16 protein-coding genes are annotated in these 16341 nt (G+C 65.0%); 9 read left to right on the top strand and 7 right to left on the bottom strand.

The window, feature by feature from the left end:
* Positions 1–5: 5 nt before the first annotated feature.
* The 3 genes from LB513_RS10370 to LB513_RS10380 are packed head-to-tail and all read right to left on the bottom strand — an operon-like array spanning position 6 to position 3032.
* On the bottom strand, positions 6–848 hold the full coding sequence (locus tag LB513_RS10370; protein WP_224663400.1) for a carbohydrate ABC transporter permease: 843 nt from the start codon (positions 846–848) through the stop codon (positions 6–8).
* Positions 845–1780, bottom strand: coding sequence for a carbohydrate ABC transporter permease (locus LB513_RS10375; protein ID WP_224663401.1), 936 nt, complete (start codon positions 1778–1780; stop codon positions 845–847). Before LB513_RS10375 ends, LB513_RS10370 begins: the two co-directional genes overlap by 4 nt.
* 1 nt (position 1781) lies before the next feature.
* On the bottom strand, positions 1782–3032 hold the full coding sequence (locus tag LB513_RS10380; RefSeq protein WP_224663402.1) for an extracellular solute-binding protein: 1251 nt from the start codon (positions 3030–3032) through the stop codon (positions 1782–1784).
* A gap of 150 nt (positions 3033–3182) precedes the next feature.
* Between LB513_RS10380 and LB513_RS10385 the strand changes: the two genes are divergently transcribed.
* From LB513_RS10385 to LB513_RS10395, 3 genes are all read left to right on the top strand, one after another.
* Positions 3183–4109, top strand: coding sequence for a BadF/BadG/BcrA/BcrD ATPase family protein (locus LB513_RS10385; protein ID WP_224663403.1), 927 nt, complete (start codon positions 3183–3185; stop codon positions 4107–4109).
* A 2-nt stretch (positions 4110–4111) separates the two neighbouring features.
* The gene (locus LB513_RS10390; RefSeq protein ID WP_224663404.1) at positions 4112–5131 is read left to right on the top strand and encodes an SIS domain-containing protein; all 1020 of its coding nucleotides are present in this window, start codon (positions 4112–4114) and stop codon (positions 5129–5131) included.
* A 139-nt stretch (positions 5132–5270) separates the two neighbouring features.
* Positions 5271–6479, top strand: coding sequence for an ROK family transcriptional regulator (locus LB513_RS10395; RefSeq protein ID WP_224663405.1), 1209 nt, complete (start codon positions 5271–5273; stop codon positions 6477–6479).
* Positions 6480–6533: 54 nt separating this feature from the next.
* On the opposite strand, the gene LB513_RS10400 is transcribed toward LB513_RS10395, so the two are convergent.
* Positions 6534–7169, bottom strand: coding sequence for an FMN-dependent NADH-azoreductase (locus LB513_RS10400; protein WP_224663406.1), 636 nt, complete (start codon positions 7167–7169; stop codon positions 6534–6536).
* A gap of 110 nt (positions 7170–7279) precedes the next feature.
* On the opposite strand from LB513_RS10400, the gene LB513_RS10405 reads away from it, so the two are divergent.
* Complete coding sequence (locus tag LB513_RS10405) at positions 7280–8233, top strand: LysR family transcriptional regulator (RefSeq protein WP_224663407.1); 954 nt, start codon at positions 7280–7282, stop codon at positions 8231–8233.
* A gap of 45 nt (positions 8234–8278) precedes the next feature.
* On the opposite strand, the gene LB513_RS10410 is transcribed toward LB513_RS10405, so the two are convergent.
* Complete coding sequence (locus LB513_RS10410) at positions 8279–9229, bottom strand: S1C family serine protease (RefSeq protein WP_224663408.1); 951 nt, start codon at positions 9227–9229, stop codon at positions 8279–8281.
* A 168-nt stretch (positions 9230–9397) separates the two neighbouring features.
* Here LB513_RS10410 and LB513_RS10415 point away from each other — a divergent pair, with 168 nt between their 5' ends.
* The 3 genes from LB513_RS10415 (at position 9398) to LB513_RS10425 (ending at position 11976) form a co-directional block, all read left to right on the top strand.
* Positions 9398–10270 (top strand): S1C family serine protease, encoded by an 873-nt coding sequence (locus LB513_RS10415; protein WP_224663409.1) that lies wholly within the window; start codon positions 9398–9400, stop codon positions 10268–10270.
* Between the two features lie 8 nt (positions 10271–10278).
* Positions 10279–10956: a helix-turn-helix transcriptional regulator gene (locus LB513_RS10420; protein WP_224663410.1), complete on the top strand. Its 678-nt coding sequence runs from the start codon at positions 10279–10281 to the stop codon at positions 10954–10956.
* 153 nt (positions 10957–11109) lie between these two features.
* A complete protein-coding gene (locus LB513_RS10425) occupies positions 11110–11976 on the top strand; it encodes an SDR family oxidoreductase (RefSeq protein ID WP_224663411.1) in 867 nt (288 codons plus the stop codon).
* A gap of 262 nt (positions 11977–12238) precedes the next feature.
* Here LB513_RS10425 and LB513_RS10430 read toward each other — a convergent pair whose 3' ends face one another.
* Together LB513_RS10430 and LB513_RS10435 are read right to left on the bottom strand one after the other, a co-directional pair.
* Positions 12239–12757 carry a TIGR00645 family protein gene (locus LB513_RS10430; protein WP_224663412.1) on the bottom strand — a complete coding sequence of 173 codons (519 nt, stop codon included), beginning with the start codon at positions 12755–12757 and terminating at the stop codon, positions 12239–12241.
* A 329-nt stretch (positions 12758–13086) separates the two neighbouring features.
* Positions 13087–15000 carry an OmpA family protein gene (locus tag LB513_RS10435; protein WP_224663413.1) on the bottom strand — a complete coding sequence of 638 codons (1914 nt, stop codon included), beginning with the start codon at positions 14998–15000 and terminating at the stop codon, positions 13087–13089.
* Between the two features lie 195 nt (positions 15001–15195).
* On the opposite strand from LB513_RS10435, the gene LB513_RS10440 reads away from it, so the two are divergent.
* Positions 15196–15642 carry a YcgN family cysteine cluster protein gene (locus LB513_RS10440; protein ID WP_224663414.1) on the top strand — a complete coding sequence of 149 codons (447 nt, stop codon included), beginning with the start codon at positions 15196–15198 and terminating at the stop codon, positions 15640–15642.
* 229 nt (positions 15643–15871) lie between these two features.
* On the top strand, positions 15872–16246 hold the full coding sequence (locus LB513_RS10445) for a hypothetical protein (protein ID WP_224663415.1): 375 nt from the start codon (positions 15872–15874) through the stop codon (positions 16244–16246).
* Positions 16247–16341 lie beyond the last annotated feature (95 nt).

The following is a 16341-nucleotide window of genomic DNA, read 5'->3' on the forward strand; positions in this document are numbered from 1 at the left end:
CCGGCCTATTTCACCGCACCTTGGGTGATGCCGGAGATGAACTGCTTCGACAGCACGATGTAGAGCAGGGTGATCGGCAGTGCCGCAAGGGTCAGCCCGGTGAACAGCACGCCCCAGTCGGTGGTGAACTCGCCGACGAAGACGGTCAGGCCCTGCGGCAAGGTCTTGAGTTCGTCCGAGGTGATCAGCACGAGGGGAAAGAAGAAATCGTTCCAGATCGGCACCGCGTTCTGGATCGCGACGATGACCAGAGCCGGGCGCGCCAGCGGCAGCATGATCGAGCGCATGATGCGCAGTTCGCTGGCGCCGTCCATGCGCGCCGACTCTTCCAGCTCGCGGGGCAGGGTCCTGAGGAATCCGGTCATGATGAATACGGCCGAAGGAATCCCCATCGCCACATAGACCAGCACAAGGCCGGCATAGCTGTCGACCAGTCCGAGCGAATCCAGCTGGATGAAGAGCGGGATGATTGCCAGCTTCAGCGGCACCGTCATGCCGCTCAGGAAAAACATCAGCACCAGCGCGCCCAGCCTGAATTGGTAGCGGGCAATGGCGTAGGCGGCCATCGTGCTGAACAGCAGGATCAGCGCCACCGCGGCGGCCGTGATGCCGAGCGAATTGGCGAGGTAGCGCACGAAGTTGGTCTCGTTCCAAACCCGCTCGGCGTTGGAAAGCGAGAAATGCGCAGGCAGGGCGAAGGGCGACGAGAAGATCTCGGCATTGGTCTTGAAGGACGACATCACCATGACGAACAGCGGGTAGACCATGATCAGCGCGTTGATCGCCAGCATCAGCTGGATGGCGCCGTTCTTCAGCAGCTCACCCTTGGGGGCGGTGGCCGCGCTCATAGCTCGATCTCGCGGCGGCGCAGGAAGCGGAGCGCGATCGCCGTGACCCCGGCCACGATGATGAACATCATCACCGCCAGCGCGCTGCCCTGGCCGAAATCCTGGATGCCCGTGGTCGTCGAGCCGAAGGCGGTGCGGTAGAAATAGAGGCCCAGCACGTCGGTGGCGCCGCCGGGCGAACCGGTGAGGCCCGCCATGACATAGGGGATTTCGAACCAGTTGAAGCTGCCGATGAAGGTCAGGATGGTCACGATCGTGACGCTCGGCGCAATCAGCGGCCAGATGATGCGGGTCATCAGGACATAATCGCCGGCGCCATCAAGACGGGCGGCCTCGATCACCTCCTTGCCGACCCGCTGCATGCCGGCAAGAAGCACCAGGGTGGGGAAGCCCAGCCAATGCCAGACATTGGCGAACAGGATGCTGCCCAGCGCCGTATGCTCATTGCCCAGCCACGGAATGGCGCCGATGCCGACCAGCGCCAGCGTCTGGTTCACCAGGCCGAACAGCGGATGCAGGAACAGTTTCCACAGGAAGCCGACGATCACGGCCGAGAGCACGACAGGGAGAAACACGATGACCTGGTGGATGCGATGTCCGGGCAAGGCCTTGAGCAAGGCGTAGGCGAGCAGGAAAGCGGTGCCGTTCTCGAACACCATCAAGGCCACGAAGGCGATGATGTTGTGCTTGAAGGCGTTCCAGGTCCAGCCGCTATAAGGCTGTTCGAACAGCACCTTGCGGAAGTTTTCGAAGCCGATGAATCCGGTCGGCTGCAAGCCGTTGAACTCATAGAAGGCGAGGCGGAAGGCGGACAGCAGCGGCCACAGCACGAAGAGGACCATGACGATCAGGGCCGGTGTCAGCAGGGCCGCGATCCAGAGAGACCGGCGCCACGGAAAGGCTTTTGTGATGTGGCGCCGGCCGCTGTTCATGTCACTTGCCCTGGAAAGGCTTGTACCATTTTGCAAGGCCGTCGGTCAGGTCGGCGGCCAGCTGGTCGGGCGTGATCGAACCCGACATCATCTTGGTGATGTCGCCCTGCAGCAGTTCCGATCCCGTCGGCTTCTCGAAACGGAAGTAGACGACATTGATATGCGGCATGGCGGTCTCGTTCAACTTGGCGACATGAGAAAGCAGTTCGTCCTTGATGACGACGCCCTTGATGGGCGAGATGTTGCCGAGCAGTGCAGAGAACTTGTCGCCGAACTCCTTGGTGCCCATCCAGTTGACCAGCTTGAGCGCCGCCTCCTTGTTGGCCGACTTGGCGTTGACCGCATAGCCACCGTCGAAGAACTTGGTCACCTGCGGCACGTCGCCGGCCTTGGCCACCGGCGGTGCGACAAAGTCCATGTTGATTGAAGGGTTCTGGCTGCGGTAGCTGGCGATGTCGAAGCTGCCGCCGGCGAGCATGGCCGCCTTGCCGCTAATGAAGAGCTGTCCGGCGGTGTCATAGTCGATGCCTTCGAAGCCGTCGGGCATGTAGTCACGCAACTCGAGCAGTTTGCCCAGCGCGGCGACATAGCGAGGATCCTTGAAAGTGGTCTTGCCCGATGTCAGGTCGGTGACAAAATCCTGACCCAGGAACGGGTTGGTGAAGATGGCCACGAACATCTCGTTGAACCAGCTGGTGCCCATTCCGTTGGCGAGGGGATAGATGCCCTTTTCCTTCAGCGCCTTGCTGACGGTGATGAACTCGTCCCAGGTCGTAGGCGGCGTCAGCCCGGCCTTGGCGAAGACATCCTTGTTGATGAACAGGCCGAGCGTCTGCGAGGCGAAGGGCAGCGAATAGACCTTCTTGTCGGCGCGATAGGTGCCCGCGATCAGCGCGTCGGCGGGCTGGTTGGCCAGAGAAGGCACGGTCTTGAGATCCTGCGGCTCGAAATAGCCGGCCTTCACGAACTGCTCCAGCCAGCCATAGGCGTGGGTGTGGATGACATCGCCACCCTTGCCCGCGGCCAGCGCCGTAGAGACGATCGTCGGATAGTTCTCGTCGGGGAACGACTCGAACTTCACATGAATGTCCGGGTTTTCCTTGGTGAAATCGGCGAAAAGTTCGTTGTAGGCGGCCTTGTCTTCCTGGCGCCAGGTCCAGAACGAAATGTCGGTGGCATGCGCCACGCCGGCTGCCAGTCCCCATGCGAAAGACGCGGTGGCGACGGCCAGACCAATCCTTCTTTTGCTCATGTTTGCAATCTCCCAATGCGCTTCATGCGCTTTTTACGACGATTATCAAATCATAGTTCTTGCCGTCTGGAAAGATAGTTTGTAAAGTTTCCTAACTAATATCGATTTGGGCGAGGCAGCCCGCTTCGACCGGCTTTGCGGTGGACATTCGTGACCCAGGAAATCATTGCAGGCGTGGACATAGGCGGCACCAAGACACGTGTGATGGCGTGCCGAGGCGAGCGCACCATCGCCGACAAGGTTCTGGTGACGGAGAGCTGGCGCATCCGCCAGATGGAGACCGATGCGGTCACGCTGGCGGGCGTCGTCACCGATCTGTGCGGCGGCGTCGCGCCTGCCGCTTTGGCGGTCGGCGCGCATGGCTGTGACACCGGCGAACAATGCCTTCGCTTCCAGGCGCTGCTGGCCGAAAGGACCGGCGGTGCCGTCCAGGTGGTGAACGATGCCGAACTGATGGTGCCGGCCGCGGGTCACCTAGACGGCATCGGCGTGGTTTCCGGCACAGGCTCGATCGCCGTGGCGCGCACCGCCGATGGCAGGATGCTGGCCGCCGGCGGCTGGGGCTGGATCCTCGGCGACGAGGGCAGCGCTGCCGCTCTGGTGCGCGAGGCGGCCAAGGCGATCCGCCGCTCGTTCGACCGCGGCGAGGATGGCGGCGACCCGCTGATCGGAGCGCTGATGCGCGAACTCGACACCGGCGACCAGACCAAGCTCGGCATCCTGCTCAACGAGACGCGTGGCGCTGCCGTCTGGGGCCGCTATGCCAATGCCGTGTTCGATGCGGCAAAGGCCGGTTCGCCTCTGGCCATCCGCGTCATCAGGGATGGTGGGGCGGGTCTGGCCGCGCTGGTCGAATTGTTGATCCGGCGCGGCGCCAATCCCAACCTTGTCGTGGCCGGTGGCGGCGTCATCACCGAGCAGCCGATGCTGATGACGGCTTTTGTCGACGCCATGGCGAAGGTTTCGCCGTCCAGCCAGGTGGTGTTGCTGCGCGAACCGCCGGTGATTGGCGCTGTCGCCTTGGCCAAGCGGCTGCTCTTCGGCCGGTCGCCCCTCCCGGAAATTGGAGCTGTTTGAAAATGATGAAGCGTATCGGCTACCGCCAGGCGGTGGCGCGGCAGACGGAAAGTCTCGAGATCGGCCGGCGCTCGGTGGCCGGATCGCTGGATGGTCTCGAGCTCGGCGCTTTCGCCGGCAAGACGATCGGCCTGGCAGGCATCGGAGCCAGCTATCAGGCCGCTCTGGCCGGCGCGCTCTATCTGCGCGCCGCCGGCATCAGGGCTTTCGCCTATACGCCGACCGATCTCTATGGCCGCACCGATGAAGCCGCCGATGCCTTCATCGCGCTGTCGGCTTCCGGGCAGAGCCGCGAAATCTTCGACATCATGCGCGAGGCGTCGGCTTCACCGCGCCTCGCGGTCTGCCGTGGCGCCGACAATCCGCTGGCCGATCTCACCGGCGCCGTGCTCGCCACGGATTCGGGTGACGACAATGGCGCGAGCTCGACCGGCTACACCGGCACCTTGCTCGCGCTCGGAATGCTGATCGACAGGCTTGCCGGCAACGGCTTCGACTGGACCGGTTTGCCGGCCGCGGTCGCAACCGTGCTCTCCGACACGCAACGGGCAGGGGAGGCGGCGCGGTTGCTGCGGGGCCGGACATCCATCGATATTGTCGGCGCCGGCATTGGCTTCGCCAACGCCGGCGAAGCGGCCATGCTGATCCGCGAGGCGGTGCGGATACCGGCGTCCGGATGGGATACGCTGAACTATCTGCACGGGCCGATGGAGTCGCAGGACTCGGCAACCGGGCTGATCGCCATCGGCGATGGCCGCGAGGTCAAGATCGCGCAGGACGTTGCCGGCTTCGGCTGTCCTTCGGTCCTGGTGACTAGGCGCAGCGATGTGGCTTCCGCCGACGGGCTGGTGGTGATCTCCATTCCGGCGCTCGGCAATGCGATGGCCGACGCCATCCTGGAGATCATCGCCATTCAGCTTATTGTCGGCGACATGCAGGACGCCGCCGGCCTGACCAACATCACATTCCGCTACCGCCAGACCGATACGAAGCTGAAGCCATGGTCGCCGACCGAGGTCTGACGCCCTGTTCCCGGAAGCATGGAAATTGCCAAACCGCCCGGCAATGAGGCATTGAGGTCAGCATAGGGGCTTGAGTCGTGAGTAGATCGGGCTCTCCTCGACAGACGGCGGGATTTCGGAGCGAGGTGGGACGGCTGAGATGGCGGCTGCTGACATCCCCAACCTGACCGACAGCGCGCGCGCCGTGCTGCGGGTGCTGGCCGCGCATGGGCCGATGACGCGGCCGAAGCTCGGCGCGATGCTCGATCTGTCGAAGCCGACCATGTCGGCGGCGGTGTCGGAGCTGAGCGCGCTCGGCCTCGTTGCCTCGCGCGGGCGGGAGCGCGGCGCCATCGGGCGCACAGCGACGATCTACGGCATCGGACCGGGTGCGGGCTATGCAATCGGCATCGATGTCGGAGCCGCGCAGGTGCGTGCCGTCGCCTATTCGATAGATGCCCAGCCACTGGCTGCGGCGGAAGAGCCGATACCTGAAGACGGTGCCAGCGATCCCGACGAGGTCGGCGCGATCGTGTTGTCCGTTGCGCAGGCCACCATGGCTGCGATGGGCAAGGGGCCCAATCCCCTCCGTGCCATCGCGGTGGCGGTGCCGCGCATCGTCTCCAACGACCGCTTTGACCGGCCGGGTGGACCGTCGGCCGTGCTTGGCCATCTGCGCCGCCATGTCGACGTACCGATCATCCTGGAAAACAACGTCAACTGCGCGGCCATCGGCGAGATGCATTTCGGCGCGGCGCAAGGCCACCAGACCTTCGCCTTCCTGCAGGTCGGCGTGCGGGTCGGCCTCGGCTTCATCACCGAGGGCCGCCTGTTCCGGGGCGCCAGAGGGGCGGCAGGCGAAATCGGCCGCATGCCGTTTCCGTGGTCGGCCAGCGAGACGCCCTATCGCGAGGGCCTCGAACATTATCTCGGTTCGCGCTCGCTGGTCGAGCGCTGCCGCGCCGACTGGCCAGACGGGGAAGGCGCGCCACCCGATTCGGCCAAGGACCTTTTCGCACGCGCGCTTGAGGGCTCGGCGCCGGCGGCGGCAGCCGTGGCGCGCCATGCCGCCGATATAGGCAGGCTGGCGGCCGGCTGCATCGGCATGCTCGACCCCGGCCTGATCGTGCTTGGCGGTGGTGTCGGCAGGAACCCGCTGATGACGCAGACCGTCGAGCAGGTGGCGGCGGAGCTTGCCTGGCCGACGCGCATCGCCGTCAGTTCTCTTGGCGATGCCGGCACGGCGCTCGGCGCCATGAAGCTGGCCGTCGACTACAGCCTCGGCCTGATGCTGCGCGAAGGCCGCCATCCGGCCGTCGTACTGCCGCCGCTCTCCGACGTGCGGCAGGACGAGGCGAAGGAAGCCTGACGACGAAAGGCAGGCGTGCAGGCCTGCCTTTCGTTCGGATTGGATCCGGCGCCGTTACGCGGCGGCCGCTATGGCGCGGCTGGCGGCAACGACAGCGTCGACCTTGGCGTTTGCCTTGCCGAGCGCGGCGGCTACCGCGTCAGGGCCCATGGCGACACCCTCGATGCGGATGACCTCGACATCGGTCATGCCGAGGAAGCCCAGCACGCTGCGCAGATAGGGTACTGCATGATCGAACTGCACTGCCGCGCCTTCGGAATAGACGCCACCCGAGGCGAGGACGATATAGACCTTTTTGCCGGTAACGAGGCCCTTGGGGCCGTTCTCGCCATAGGCGAAGCTCCTGCCGGAGCGGGCGATGTGGTCGAGCCACGACTTCAACGTCGAGGAAATGTTGAAGTTGATGAAGCCGGTGGCAAGGATCACCGTATCGGCGGCGAAGAGTTCGTCGAGCACCGCGTCGGAAACACCGACGACTTCGGCCTGGCGCGCGGTTCGCGACTCGGCAGGCGTGTAGATGCCGGCCGTATAATCCGCGTCGATGTGCGGCAGCGGGTTGGCGACGAGGTCGCGCACGACAAGCGTCTCCGCCGGATTGGCGGCGATCAGTTTCTCGGCGAATTCGGTGGCGATGCGCGTCGAATGCGAAGCCGCACCGCGCGGGCTGGACGTTACGAGAAGTATGGACATCTGAGGTCTCCAGAGTTTGGAAATGAATTGTCCTCGTCCATATGGATCTTTTGACCCATTCGAAAAACTGGCATATTATCGATATAATCAATCGACTATCTGGATGAGCCATGCAGCCAAACCCAACGCTCGACCAGCTGCAGATCTTCGTCACCGTCGCCGAAACCGGCAGCTTCTCGGCGGCCGGCCGTCGGTTGAACCGCGCCCAGTCCGTCATCAGCTACGGCATCGCCAATCTCGAGAGCCAGCTGGGCCTCAAGCTATTCCAGCGCGAGGGCACGCGCGAGCCACAGCTGACCGAATTCGGTCAGGCGATGCTCGAGGATGCAAGGCGCATGGTCAGCGTCCTGCAACGCATCCGCTCACGCGTCGACGGCCACCATCAGGGGCTGGAGGCCGAAGTCGCGCTCTCGGTGGACGCGGCGCTGCCGGCGCCGGTGCTGGTGCGGGTGCTGAAGGCGTTCGAGGCGCAGTTCCCCACGGTCATGCTGCGCTTGCATATCGGCACGCTCGGCCTGATTCCCGACCATGTCGTCAGCGGCCAGGCCGACCTTGGCATTGGCGGCCTGCTGGGCGATGTCGAGGTGCATCTCACGCGCATCGGCTTCATGTCGATCGTGCTGGCCGCCGCGCCCACCCACCCCTTGGCGTTGCTGCCCGGACCGGTGGCCATCGAAGATGCTCGCGAGCACACGCAACTCGTCGTCACCGACCAGTCCGAACGCACAAAGGGGCGCGATTTCGGCGTCTTCGCCTACCGCACATGGCGGCTCACTGATATGCGCACCAAGCATATGCTGATGCGCGAGGGCCTTGGCTGGGGCGGCCTGCCGCGCTGGCTGATCGCCGATGATCTGGCCAGCGGCCGGCTGGTGGAAATCGATCTCGAACCGTTCAGCGAAACGCGTTCACCGCTGTTTGCCATGCGGCGCTACGACACCAGCCCCAAGCCTGCCGCAGCCTGGCTCATCGATCGGTTCAAGCGCCAGCTGCGCTGCTTCAACGAGTTCGAACCGGGCGAGGTGCCCGAGGACGAGCCGGAGCCCGCCACGCAGGCCTCTTGACGCCTCAGCGACGCCCCCGCCTTTCGGTCCAAGCGGCGTGCCGCCTCAACCGGCCCTCGCCACTGGCATCACCGTTACCTGGCTGACGCCGGTGCGGCGCACCACGGTGCACAGCGTCTCGCGGCCGATGCGCTCGGCGTCGAGCATGCGTACAAGATCGTCGACGCCGGTCACGGGGCGGCCGTCTATCGCCGCGATGATGTCGCCCTCCTTCAAGCCGGCCTTTGCCGCCGGCGCATCCTTTTCGACGCTGCGCAGCCGCACCGCCGTGCTGGTCGACACCTGGGACAGGAGTGCCGCGCGGCGCGGCAGGTTGGTGGTGTCGGCCGACACGCCGATGAAGGCGCGGCGCACGCGGCCGAAGCGGATGATCTCGGAAATGACGAAGTTGGCGGTGTTGGACGCCACCGCAAAGGCGATGCCGTGCGCGCCGTGGATCATGGCGGTGTTGACGCCGATCACCTCGCCCGCCGACGACACCAGCGGCCCGCCCGAATTGCCGGGGTTGAGCGACGCGTCGGTCTGGATCACGTCGTCGATCAGCCGGCCGGTCGAGGCGCGCATCGAGCGGCCGAGCGCCGAGACGACGCCCGAGGTGACGGTCCATTCGAAGCCGAGCGGATTGCCGATGGCGATGGCGATCTGGCCGCGCCGCAGCCGTTTGGAGTCGCCCAGCGGCGCGACATCGGCGAAGCTGCCATCGGCACGCACCAGGGCGATGTCGGTGTCGGGATCGCGGCCGAGCACGCGGCCTTCGCTGGAGGCGCCATCGGGCATCGAGACGCGAACGGTCCTCGCATCGCCGACCACGTGGAAATTGGTGATCACCAGCCCATCAGGCGCGATGACGAAGCCCGAACCATGGCCGCCCTGGCCGCCGATGCGCTCAATGCGGCAGACGGCCGGACCGATGCGGTCGACCGCATCGGCGACGGTCATGGAATAGGCGTCGAGCAGCGTGTAGTCATTTGGCAATTTTGCAGCGGCGAAGGCCATGGCGGGCTCCGTGTTTTCAGGCTTGATCGTCACTATATGTGCGGAGCGGCAACAACCGCCGCGACCTGACCACATGGCCAGCCGAACCGGCAACTAGCCGTCAGGCGAGTACCTCTTGGCGCGCCATCGCGCGATATCTGGGGCATGCAACAACACCGAGAGATCGATATGAGTGAGTTCAATCTAGCCGCGTTTTCGGAGGCAGTAGCCAATATCGCCGCGAGCGCGGCGCCGGCGACGGCGAGCTTTGCAACGCACCATCACCGCACCGCCACCGCGTTTCACTGGAGCGAGGGCTATTTCGTTACCGCCGAGGAAGCCGTCGAGGCCGGCGAGGAGATCGAACTGGTGCTGGCCTCGGGCGAGAAGGTCAAGGCCGAACTGGTCGGCCGCGATCCGTCGACCGGCGTCGCCGTGCTCAAGCCAACCACCGCGGTGAATGCCGCCCCGCTGGCCAGGGCGGACGCGGTCCGGCCCGGCCATGTCGCCATCGCCATCGGCAGCAGCCAGGGTTCGTCGCTGGCGGTTTCGGGTTCGGTCGGCGAGGTCGGCCCGGCCTGGCGGTCGATGCGCGGCGGCACAATCGACCGGCGCATCAATCTGGCAGTCGGGGCCGGCGGCCGCTTCGAGGGCGGTCCGGTCCTGGACGCCAAGGGGGCGCTGATCGGCATGCTGTTGTTCGGGCCGCGCCACAAGGCGCTGGTAATGCCCTATGAGACGATCGAGCGCGCGGTCGCGACGCTGCGCGAGAAGGGTCATGTGGCGCGCGGCTATCTGGGCGCCGGCCTGCATCCGGTTCGCGACCAGGGCGCCGATGGCGCCATGGTGGTGAGCCTCGACGACGAAGGGCCGGCCAAGGCTGCGGGCCTCTCGCTCGGCGATATCATCGTGGCCTGGAACGGCGAGACCGTGCGGGGTCCACGCGACCTGATCCGCAGGCTTGGCCCCGACAGCGCCGGCGCATCGGTGACGCTGGGCGTGATACGCGCCGGCGAACAGCGCGAGATGGCATTGACCATCGGTGAGAAGCCGCTGAGCTGAGAGGACATATGAAAAGCGACATTCTGGAGAGGCGCAAGACCAATAGCGAGGAGCGGCGGCTGGTGGTGCTGGTCGCGCTGCGCGACGCGGCGCGCGCCGGCCGCCTGTCGGCCTCGCTAGCCATGGCGAATGACCTGTTGCCCGTCATGGCCGGGGGCGGCGCGATCGCCGATGTCGTGGTCATTGACGATGCGGTCGCCAGCAGCGCCGCATGGATCGACCGGCCCGGCAACGGCGCAACCCCAAAGGTGCTGCTGTCGGTACGCGACCGCCAGCCGGAAGGCCAGGTCTATGCGGTGCTGCCCCTGGGCGCGGACCCAGATCTGATCGCTGCCGCCATACGGCTTGTGGCGGCCGGCTACCGGGTCTCCAGCGACGGGCGTTCGGCGCCAAAGCACGATATCGATTTCGGCGGCGACGCCGGCGGAGCCGGCGATGACGGAGGGCTGTTTGGCGAGGAACCGCAAGAGGAGGGGCCCGCCACCCGGCCGACACTATCGCCGCGAGAGGCCGAGGTGCTGGCGCTCCTGGCTGAAGGCGCGCCCAACAAGGTGATCGCGCGCCGCCTGAACATTTCCGTGCATACCGCGAAGTTCCACGTCGCAGCCATCTTGATCAAGCTGGGGGCCGCCAACCGCACGGACGCCATTGCGATCGCCATGCGTCAGGGGCTGGTGCTGGTCTGATCGCACCCTTCGGCTGATTTGCCGACCTGCAAAGACGGAGCCAGCAGATCCGGCGAGCCTCCGCTGCGTCACCATAGCTTGCCAACGCGGCCTCTTGTATCCGCCGGCGGCACGGGCAAGGATCGCGCGACAAGATTAGCCATGGGAGGGAAAATGTCGCTCAAGGGCAAGACGCTGTTCATCTCCGGCGGGTCGCGCGGCATCGGGCTGGCCATCGCGCTGCGCGCCGCGCGCGACGGCGCCAACGTCACGATCGCCGCCAAGACCGCCGAGCCGCATCCCAAGCTGCCCGGCACGATCTACACGGCGGCGAAAGAAATCGAAGAGGCCGGCGGCACTGCCCTGCCTGTGTTGTGCGACATACGCGACGAAGCGCAGGTGGCCGAGGCGGTGGCAAGGACCGTAGAGACATTCGGCGGCATCGATATCTGCGTCAACAATGCCAGCGCCATCCAGCTCACCGGCACGCTCGAGACAGACATGAAGCGCTACGATCTGATGCATCAGATCAACACGCGCGGCACCTTCCTAGTGTCCAAAATGTGCATCCCGCACCTGAAGTTAGCAGCCAATCCTCACATCCTGAATCTGGCGCCGCCGCTCGACATGAAAGCCAAATGGTTCAAGAACCACGTCGCCTACACGATGGCGAAGTTCGGCATGTCGATGTGCACTCTGGGCATGAGCGCGGAATTCGCCAAAGATGGCATTGCGGTGAATTCGCTGTGGCCGATCTCGACCATCGACACGGCGGCGGTGCGCAACCTGCTGGGCGGCGCGACGGTGGCGGCGATGAGCCGCTCTCCGGACATCATGGCCGACGCCGCGCACGCTATCTTCCTGCGGCCATCGCGCGAGACATCAGGCAATTTCTACATCGATGAGGAAGTGCTGCGCGCCGAGGGCGTCAGCGATTTCTCGATCTATTCGCCAGGCGCCACGGGGCCGCTGGCCGGCGACTTCTTCGTGCCGGACGAGGTGTTCGAAGGCAGCAACAGCCAGATCAGCTCGGTCTTTTAGGGGCGCCGCATTGTCGGCCATAGTCGTTGAGGGTAGCCGCTGGTCGACCCCACTCCGTCTCGGCTTCGCCGATCCACCTTGCCGGGGCGAGCCACGGGTCTCGCCCATCCTTCGGACCCCCGATCGCGGGGAAAGGAACGCGCGAGCGGACGCTCATCTAATGGGCACGCCGCCTTCCCTTCGGTGAGGGAAGGTGGCGCGGAGGGAGCAGCGACGGATGGGGGAGGCGATTCTCGGACGCTACGGCGCCCCACTGTTGGCGTCAGCCTTCCTCGCCCTTCTTGCCTTTGCTCAGGCCCATCAGCCGGTCGATATAGGCCAGCATCAGCGCGGAGAGGACGAAGGCGAGGTGGATGATGGTCAGCCACATCAGCTGTTGGGTGGTGTAGGAGGACGAGTTCAAGAACACCTGCAGCAGGTGGATTGAAGAGATGGCGACGATGGTCGAGGCGACCTTGACCTTGAGCGAACCGACATCGATCGTGCCCAGCCAATGCACGCCGCCATCATGGTCGTCGAAGCGGCTGACGAAGTTCTCGTAGCCGGAGATGATGACCATGACCACCAGGGAGGCGACCAGCGCCGCGTCGATGAGGCCGAGCATCTTTAGGATGGTGTCGGTGTCGCCCAGCGTGAAGGCCACGGTGATGAACTCATAGAGCTTCTTGCCGAACGACAAGGCATAGATGGCGAGCGCCACGCCCAGCCCGAGATAGAACACCACCAGCAGCCAGCGAGAGGCCAGGATGATGGATTCAATGGCGAGTTCGAGACGCTTCATGAGTTGCTCCGGTTGGCTCCCTTGACGGTGCGGTCCGTATTTCAGTCAGGTCGCGCCGCTTTGCAAGGTGCCGGACCTCGAAACAAAAAACCCCGCCGGAGGGGGCCGGCGGGGCTTAATGCGTCCCGCTGGAGTCGGGACGGGGCAGGGAACGCCCAGTCTTCAATCTGGTGTTGACCGCCCCCCGATTCAATGAGCGCGGCGGGTATCGATGTAATTCCTGCCAAGGCCGAATGATGGCCCTGGGACGGGCCCATCCCGGAAGCCGGGATGGGCCCGTGTCTACCAGCGTGATTCAGGAGCTTGCGGTAAGCTCCTGAACGACCACTCTATTCGTTGCTGGCAACGGGTGCCACCAGCGAGGTGATGCGGCGGATGCCGACGCGACGGTTCTCGCGGTTCGGCCCCGAAGTGTTGACCTTCAGATACTCCTCGCCATAGCCCTGCGTCGTCAGGTTTTCGGGCGGGATGCCGAAGGCATTGGTGAGCGCCTCGGCGACCGATTCCGCCCTGCGATCCGACAGGGCCAGATTGGCCTCCGGCGTGCCGACGGCGTCTGTATGGCCCTCGATGAGGAAGGTCTCGGCTGGGTTCTTCTTCAACAGCTTCTCCATCGCACTGGCGACGCCCTCGAGCTTCTGGACCTCGGTGTCGGAGATCGTTGCCGAGCCGAATTCGAAGTTCAACGTGTCGAGATCGATGCGGCGGGCGATGTCGCGGACACGAGCCGACCGCTTGACCTCGTCGATCGAATAGAGACGCTGGACCTTCTCCACCGGCGGCTGTTCGAGGAACTCGTAATAGTCGTCCGGGCTCTCGACCTCCTCGGAATCGAGAATGTACTGACGGCGCGGGATGGTCAGCCGCATGGGCGGCAGGTCATCGCCGGGATCGCGCCAGTCACCCTCGTCCTGATAGTCACGTTCGTCGACGTAGCTCAGCACATATTCGCGGCCATCGGGCGTGATGCGAGAGCGCCGGACGACATCGCCGTAGCGGTTGCGGATGGTGACGATCTCGACGCCATTGCCGCGCTGCACGGTTTCACGAGTTCGGCCCTGCGGCAGATCCTCGTAATAGACGTCCTTGGCGCCGCGGTTCAGGCGCGAGCCATCATTGCTCTGGACGATCGTCTGGTCGCCCAACTGGATGATGACGCGGTCGCCGATCTCCTTAAGCACGTCGACGCCCTTCGGACGGCGGCGGTCGCGGATGTTCTCGTCGGGCGCGCGGTCGAGCCGCTTGCCCTTCTCCTCGGTGACGGGAACGAATTTTTCGCGCTTGATCTCCTGCTGGGCGGCCTTGTCGTCAGCAGGCGGCGGGCCCTGGTCGACCGGAGCAGCCACCGGCTTGTTGGCTTCATTGCCACCCTGCTGGGAGCCCTGCGCGTCGTTCTGTTGCTGGCCGTTCTTGTCACGCCTGCGGCCGCCTTCCTTGCGCTCGGCATCCTTCTGGCTGTCCAGGATGGGGGCCGCGTTCGGGTCGGCGGGCGCCTCGCCCTGCACGGGGTTTTCGCCTTGGGCGGGAGCAACCTTGTTGCCATTGGCCGGAAGTTCGCCAGTTGCCGGCTTCTCGCCATTGGCGGGTTGTTCGCCAGTCGCCGGCTGCTCACCATTTGCTGGTTGCTCTTCAACGGGCTTCCTGCCGTTCTTCCTTGTCCTGTCCAAGGGTTGTTCAGCCTCGGTTGCCGGCGCTTCGCCTGCGGCAGGCGCTTGTTTCGGCGTCGGCGCGGCTTCAGGTGTGACCGCCGGCGCTTCCTTGCGTTGGTCCTGCTTGTGTTTCCTGCCGGGCTTGACATCCTGGTTGTCATTGGCTGGCTGGGCTTCACCCGCGGGCTGTTCGGCCGGGGCCTGTTCGGTCTGCTGCTGCTGGTCGCGCTTCTTCCTGCGCGGCTGCTGCTCTTCTGCAGGAGCTGCCTGCTCGGCGGCCGGCGCCTGCTCGCTCTGCTGCTGCTGGTCGCGCTTCTTCCTGCGCGGCTGCTGCTCCTCTGCAGGAGCTGCCTGCTCGGCGGCCGGCGCCTGTTCGGTCTGCTGCTGCTGCTCGCGCTTCTTCTTGCGCCGCTGCTCCTGGTCGCTCTGCTGACCGTCCTCCGCCGGTGCGTCCTGCGCCAGGATCAGCGGTGTCGCGCTGCCTTGCATAGGGCCGAACGCGGCACTCCCCTGAAGCGGGAACGCGCCCAACGGCGCGGATGCCATCAGCAGGCCAAGTGCGGTGCCTGCCAGAATCCGTGGTTGGCGTTTCATTGAAAATTCTCCTTGTGGGGTCCCATCCTTGCCGAAACCGATCGTGGGCTGATTGGTTCCAGTTCAGCGCGTATAGGAGTGGTAAGGGGCTATTGGCCGGCCTTTTGAAGGCAACTTCGTGTCTTTCGCGAGGTTGCGGCCTTCCCAAGCTCCGCCGCGCTTGACGTCACCGCCGCCGAAGGCCACATCCCGCAAATGGATACGCCTTTCTGGAAAACCAAGACGCTGGAAGCGATGAGCCCCGCCGAGTGGGAATCGCTGTGTGACGGCTGCGGCAAGTGCTGCCTGTCGAAGCTGGAGGATGAGGATACCGGCGAGATTTACTGGACCAGTGTCGGCTGCCGGCTTTTCGACGACCAGACCTGCCGGTGCTCGGATTACGCCAACCGGCTGGCACGTGTCCCGGACTGCGTCGGCCTGACGCCAAAAAATGTGCGCACCATCAGTTGGCTGCCCAGCACCTGCGCCTATCGGCTGGTGGCCGAGGGCCGCGACCTTTACTGGTGGCACCGATTGTTGTCGGGCAGCGCCGACACGGTCCATGAGGCCGGCGTTTCGGTCCGCGGGCGGGTCAACGCCAGCGAAACCGATCTTGCCGAACCGGAGGATTACTTCGACTTCATGCTGGCGGAGGAACCCTGATCGCCAGCGATCGATCCGCCTTCGATGCGGGCGAAGGAGGAACCGGGCGCCGGATCAGGCGTTCTTGCGCCATTGCACGGCTATGTACGGGGAAACGTCTGGAGCGTCCCATTATATTTCACATGAACCGCATATGAACGAGCGGTTCGTCAAGAGTTCAGACAGGCAAGTGCATTCTGCGCCCATTGGTTCACCAGAACGGGCACAGCCCGCAACAAGGAGAGAAGACATGTTCAACAAGATCAAGACAGCGGCGCTTTCGGCCCTGGTCGGTCTCGGCACACTGGCGGCAATCCCCGCCCATGCCGACAATCTCTATCTCGGCCTCGGCAACAATGACGATGCGCGTGTCGGCGTCTATGTCGGCGAGGACGGTTACCGCCATCGCCGTGAAGACTGGCGCCGCGATGACTGGCGCCGCGACGAATGGCGCCGTGGCTGCTCGCCGGAACGCGCCCTTGGCAAGGCCGAGCGCATGGGCCTGCATCGCGTCCGCATCCTCGATGTCAACCGCCGGACGGTGAAGGTGGCCGGCCGCCAGTATGGGGATCGCGTCGTCGTCGTGTTCGCCAACGAGCGCGGCTGCCCGGTCATCTACCGCTGAGGTCAGGGTCCCGTTCACTCCTCATGGGGTAGCGGGAGACCGGTCACGGCTGGACTGTCGATCGCAGGCATGACCCCTTGAGGGTTCGCCTGGAC

Origin of the sequence: Mesorhizobium sp. ES1-1 (assembly GCF_020164785.1) — a bacterium.
Classification (GTDB): Bacteria; Pseudomonadota; Alphaproteobacteria; order Rhizobiales; family Rhizobiaceae; genus Mesorhizobium.

What these genes read in the sequence shown, in the direction of transcription:
- LB513_RS10390 (WP_224663404.1), top strand. Translation starts at nt 4,112, where the DNA reads ATGATGAAGCGTATCGGCTACCGCCAGGCGGTGGCGCGGCAGACGGAA.
- LB513_RS10410 (WP_224663408.1), bottom strand. Translation starts at nt 9,229, where the DNA reads ATGGCCTTCGCCGCTGCAAAATTGCCAAATGACTACACGCTGCTCGAC.
- LB513_RS10430 (WP_224663412.1), bottom strand. Translation starts at nt 12,757, where the DNA reads ATGAAGCGTCTCGAACTCGCCATTGAATCCATCATCCTGGCCTCTCGC.
- LB513_RS10415 (WP_224663409.1), top strand. Translation starts at nt 9,398, where the DNA reads ATGAGTGAGTTCAATCTAGCCGCGTTTTCGGAGGCAGTAGCCAATATC.
- LB513_RS10395 (WP_224663405.1), top strand. Translation starts at nt 5,271, where the DNA reads ATGGCGGCTGCTGACATCCCCAACCTGACCGACAGCGCGCGCGCCGTG.
- LB513_RS10425 (WP_224663411.1), top strand. Translation starts at nt 11,110, where the DNA reads ATGTCGCTCAAGGGCAAGACGCTGTTCATCTCCGGCGGGTCGCGCGGC.
- LB513_RS10420 (WP_224663410.1), top strand. Translation starts at nt 10,279, where the DNA reads ATGAAAAGCGACATTCTGGAGAGGCGCAAGACCAATAGCGAGGAGCGG.
- LB513_RS10370 (WP_224663400.1), bottom strand. Translation starts at nt 848, where the DNA reads ATGAGCGCGGCCACCGCCCCCAAGGGTGAGCTGCTGAAGAACGGCGCC.
- LB513_RS10445 (WP_224663415.1), top strand. Translation starts at nt 15,872, where the DNA reads ATGTTCAACAAGATCAAGACAGCGGCGCTTTCGGCCCTGGTCGGTCTC.
- LB513_RS10380 (WP_224663402.1), bottom strand. Translation starts at nt 3,032, where the DNA reads ATGAGCAAAAGAAGGATTGGTCTGGCCGTCGCCACCGCGTCTTTCGCA.
- LB513_RS10375 (WP_224663401.1), bottom strand. Translation starts at nt 1,780, where the DNA reads ATGAACAGCGGCCGGCGCCACATCACAAAAGCCTTTCCGTGGCGCCGG.
- LB513_RS10435 (WP_224663413.1), bottom strand. Translation starts at nt 15,000, where the DNA reads ATGAAACGCCAACCACGGATTCTGGCAGGCACCGCACTTGGCCTGCTG.
- LB513_RS10400 (WP_224663406.1), bottom strand. Translation starts at nt 7,169, where the DNA reads ATGTCCATACTTCTCGTAACGTCCAGCCCGCGCGGTGCGGCTTCGCAT.
- LB513_RS10440 (WP_224663414.1), top strand. Translation starts at nt 15,196, where the DNA reads ATGGATACGCCTTTCTGGAAAACCAAGACGCTGGAAGCGATGAGCCCC.
- LB513_RS10405 (WP_224663407.1), top strand. Translation starts at nt 7,280, where the DNA reads ATGCAGCCAAACCCAACGCTCGACCAGCTGCAGATCTTCGTCACCGTC.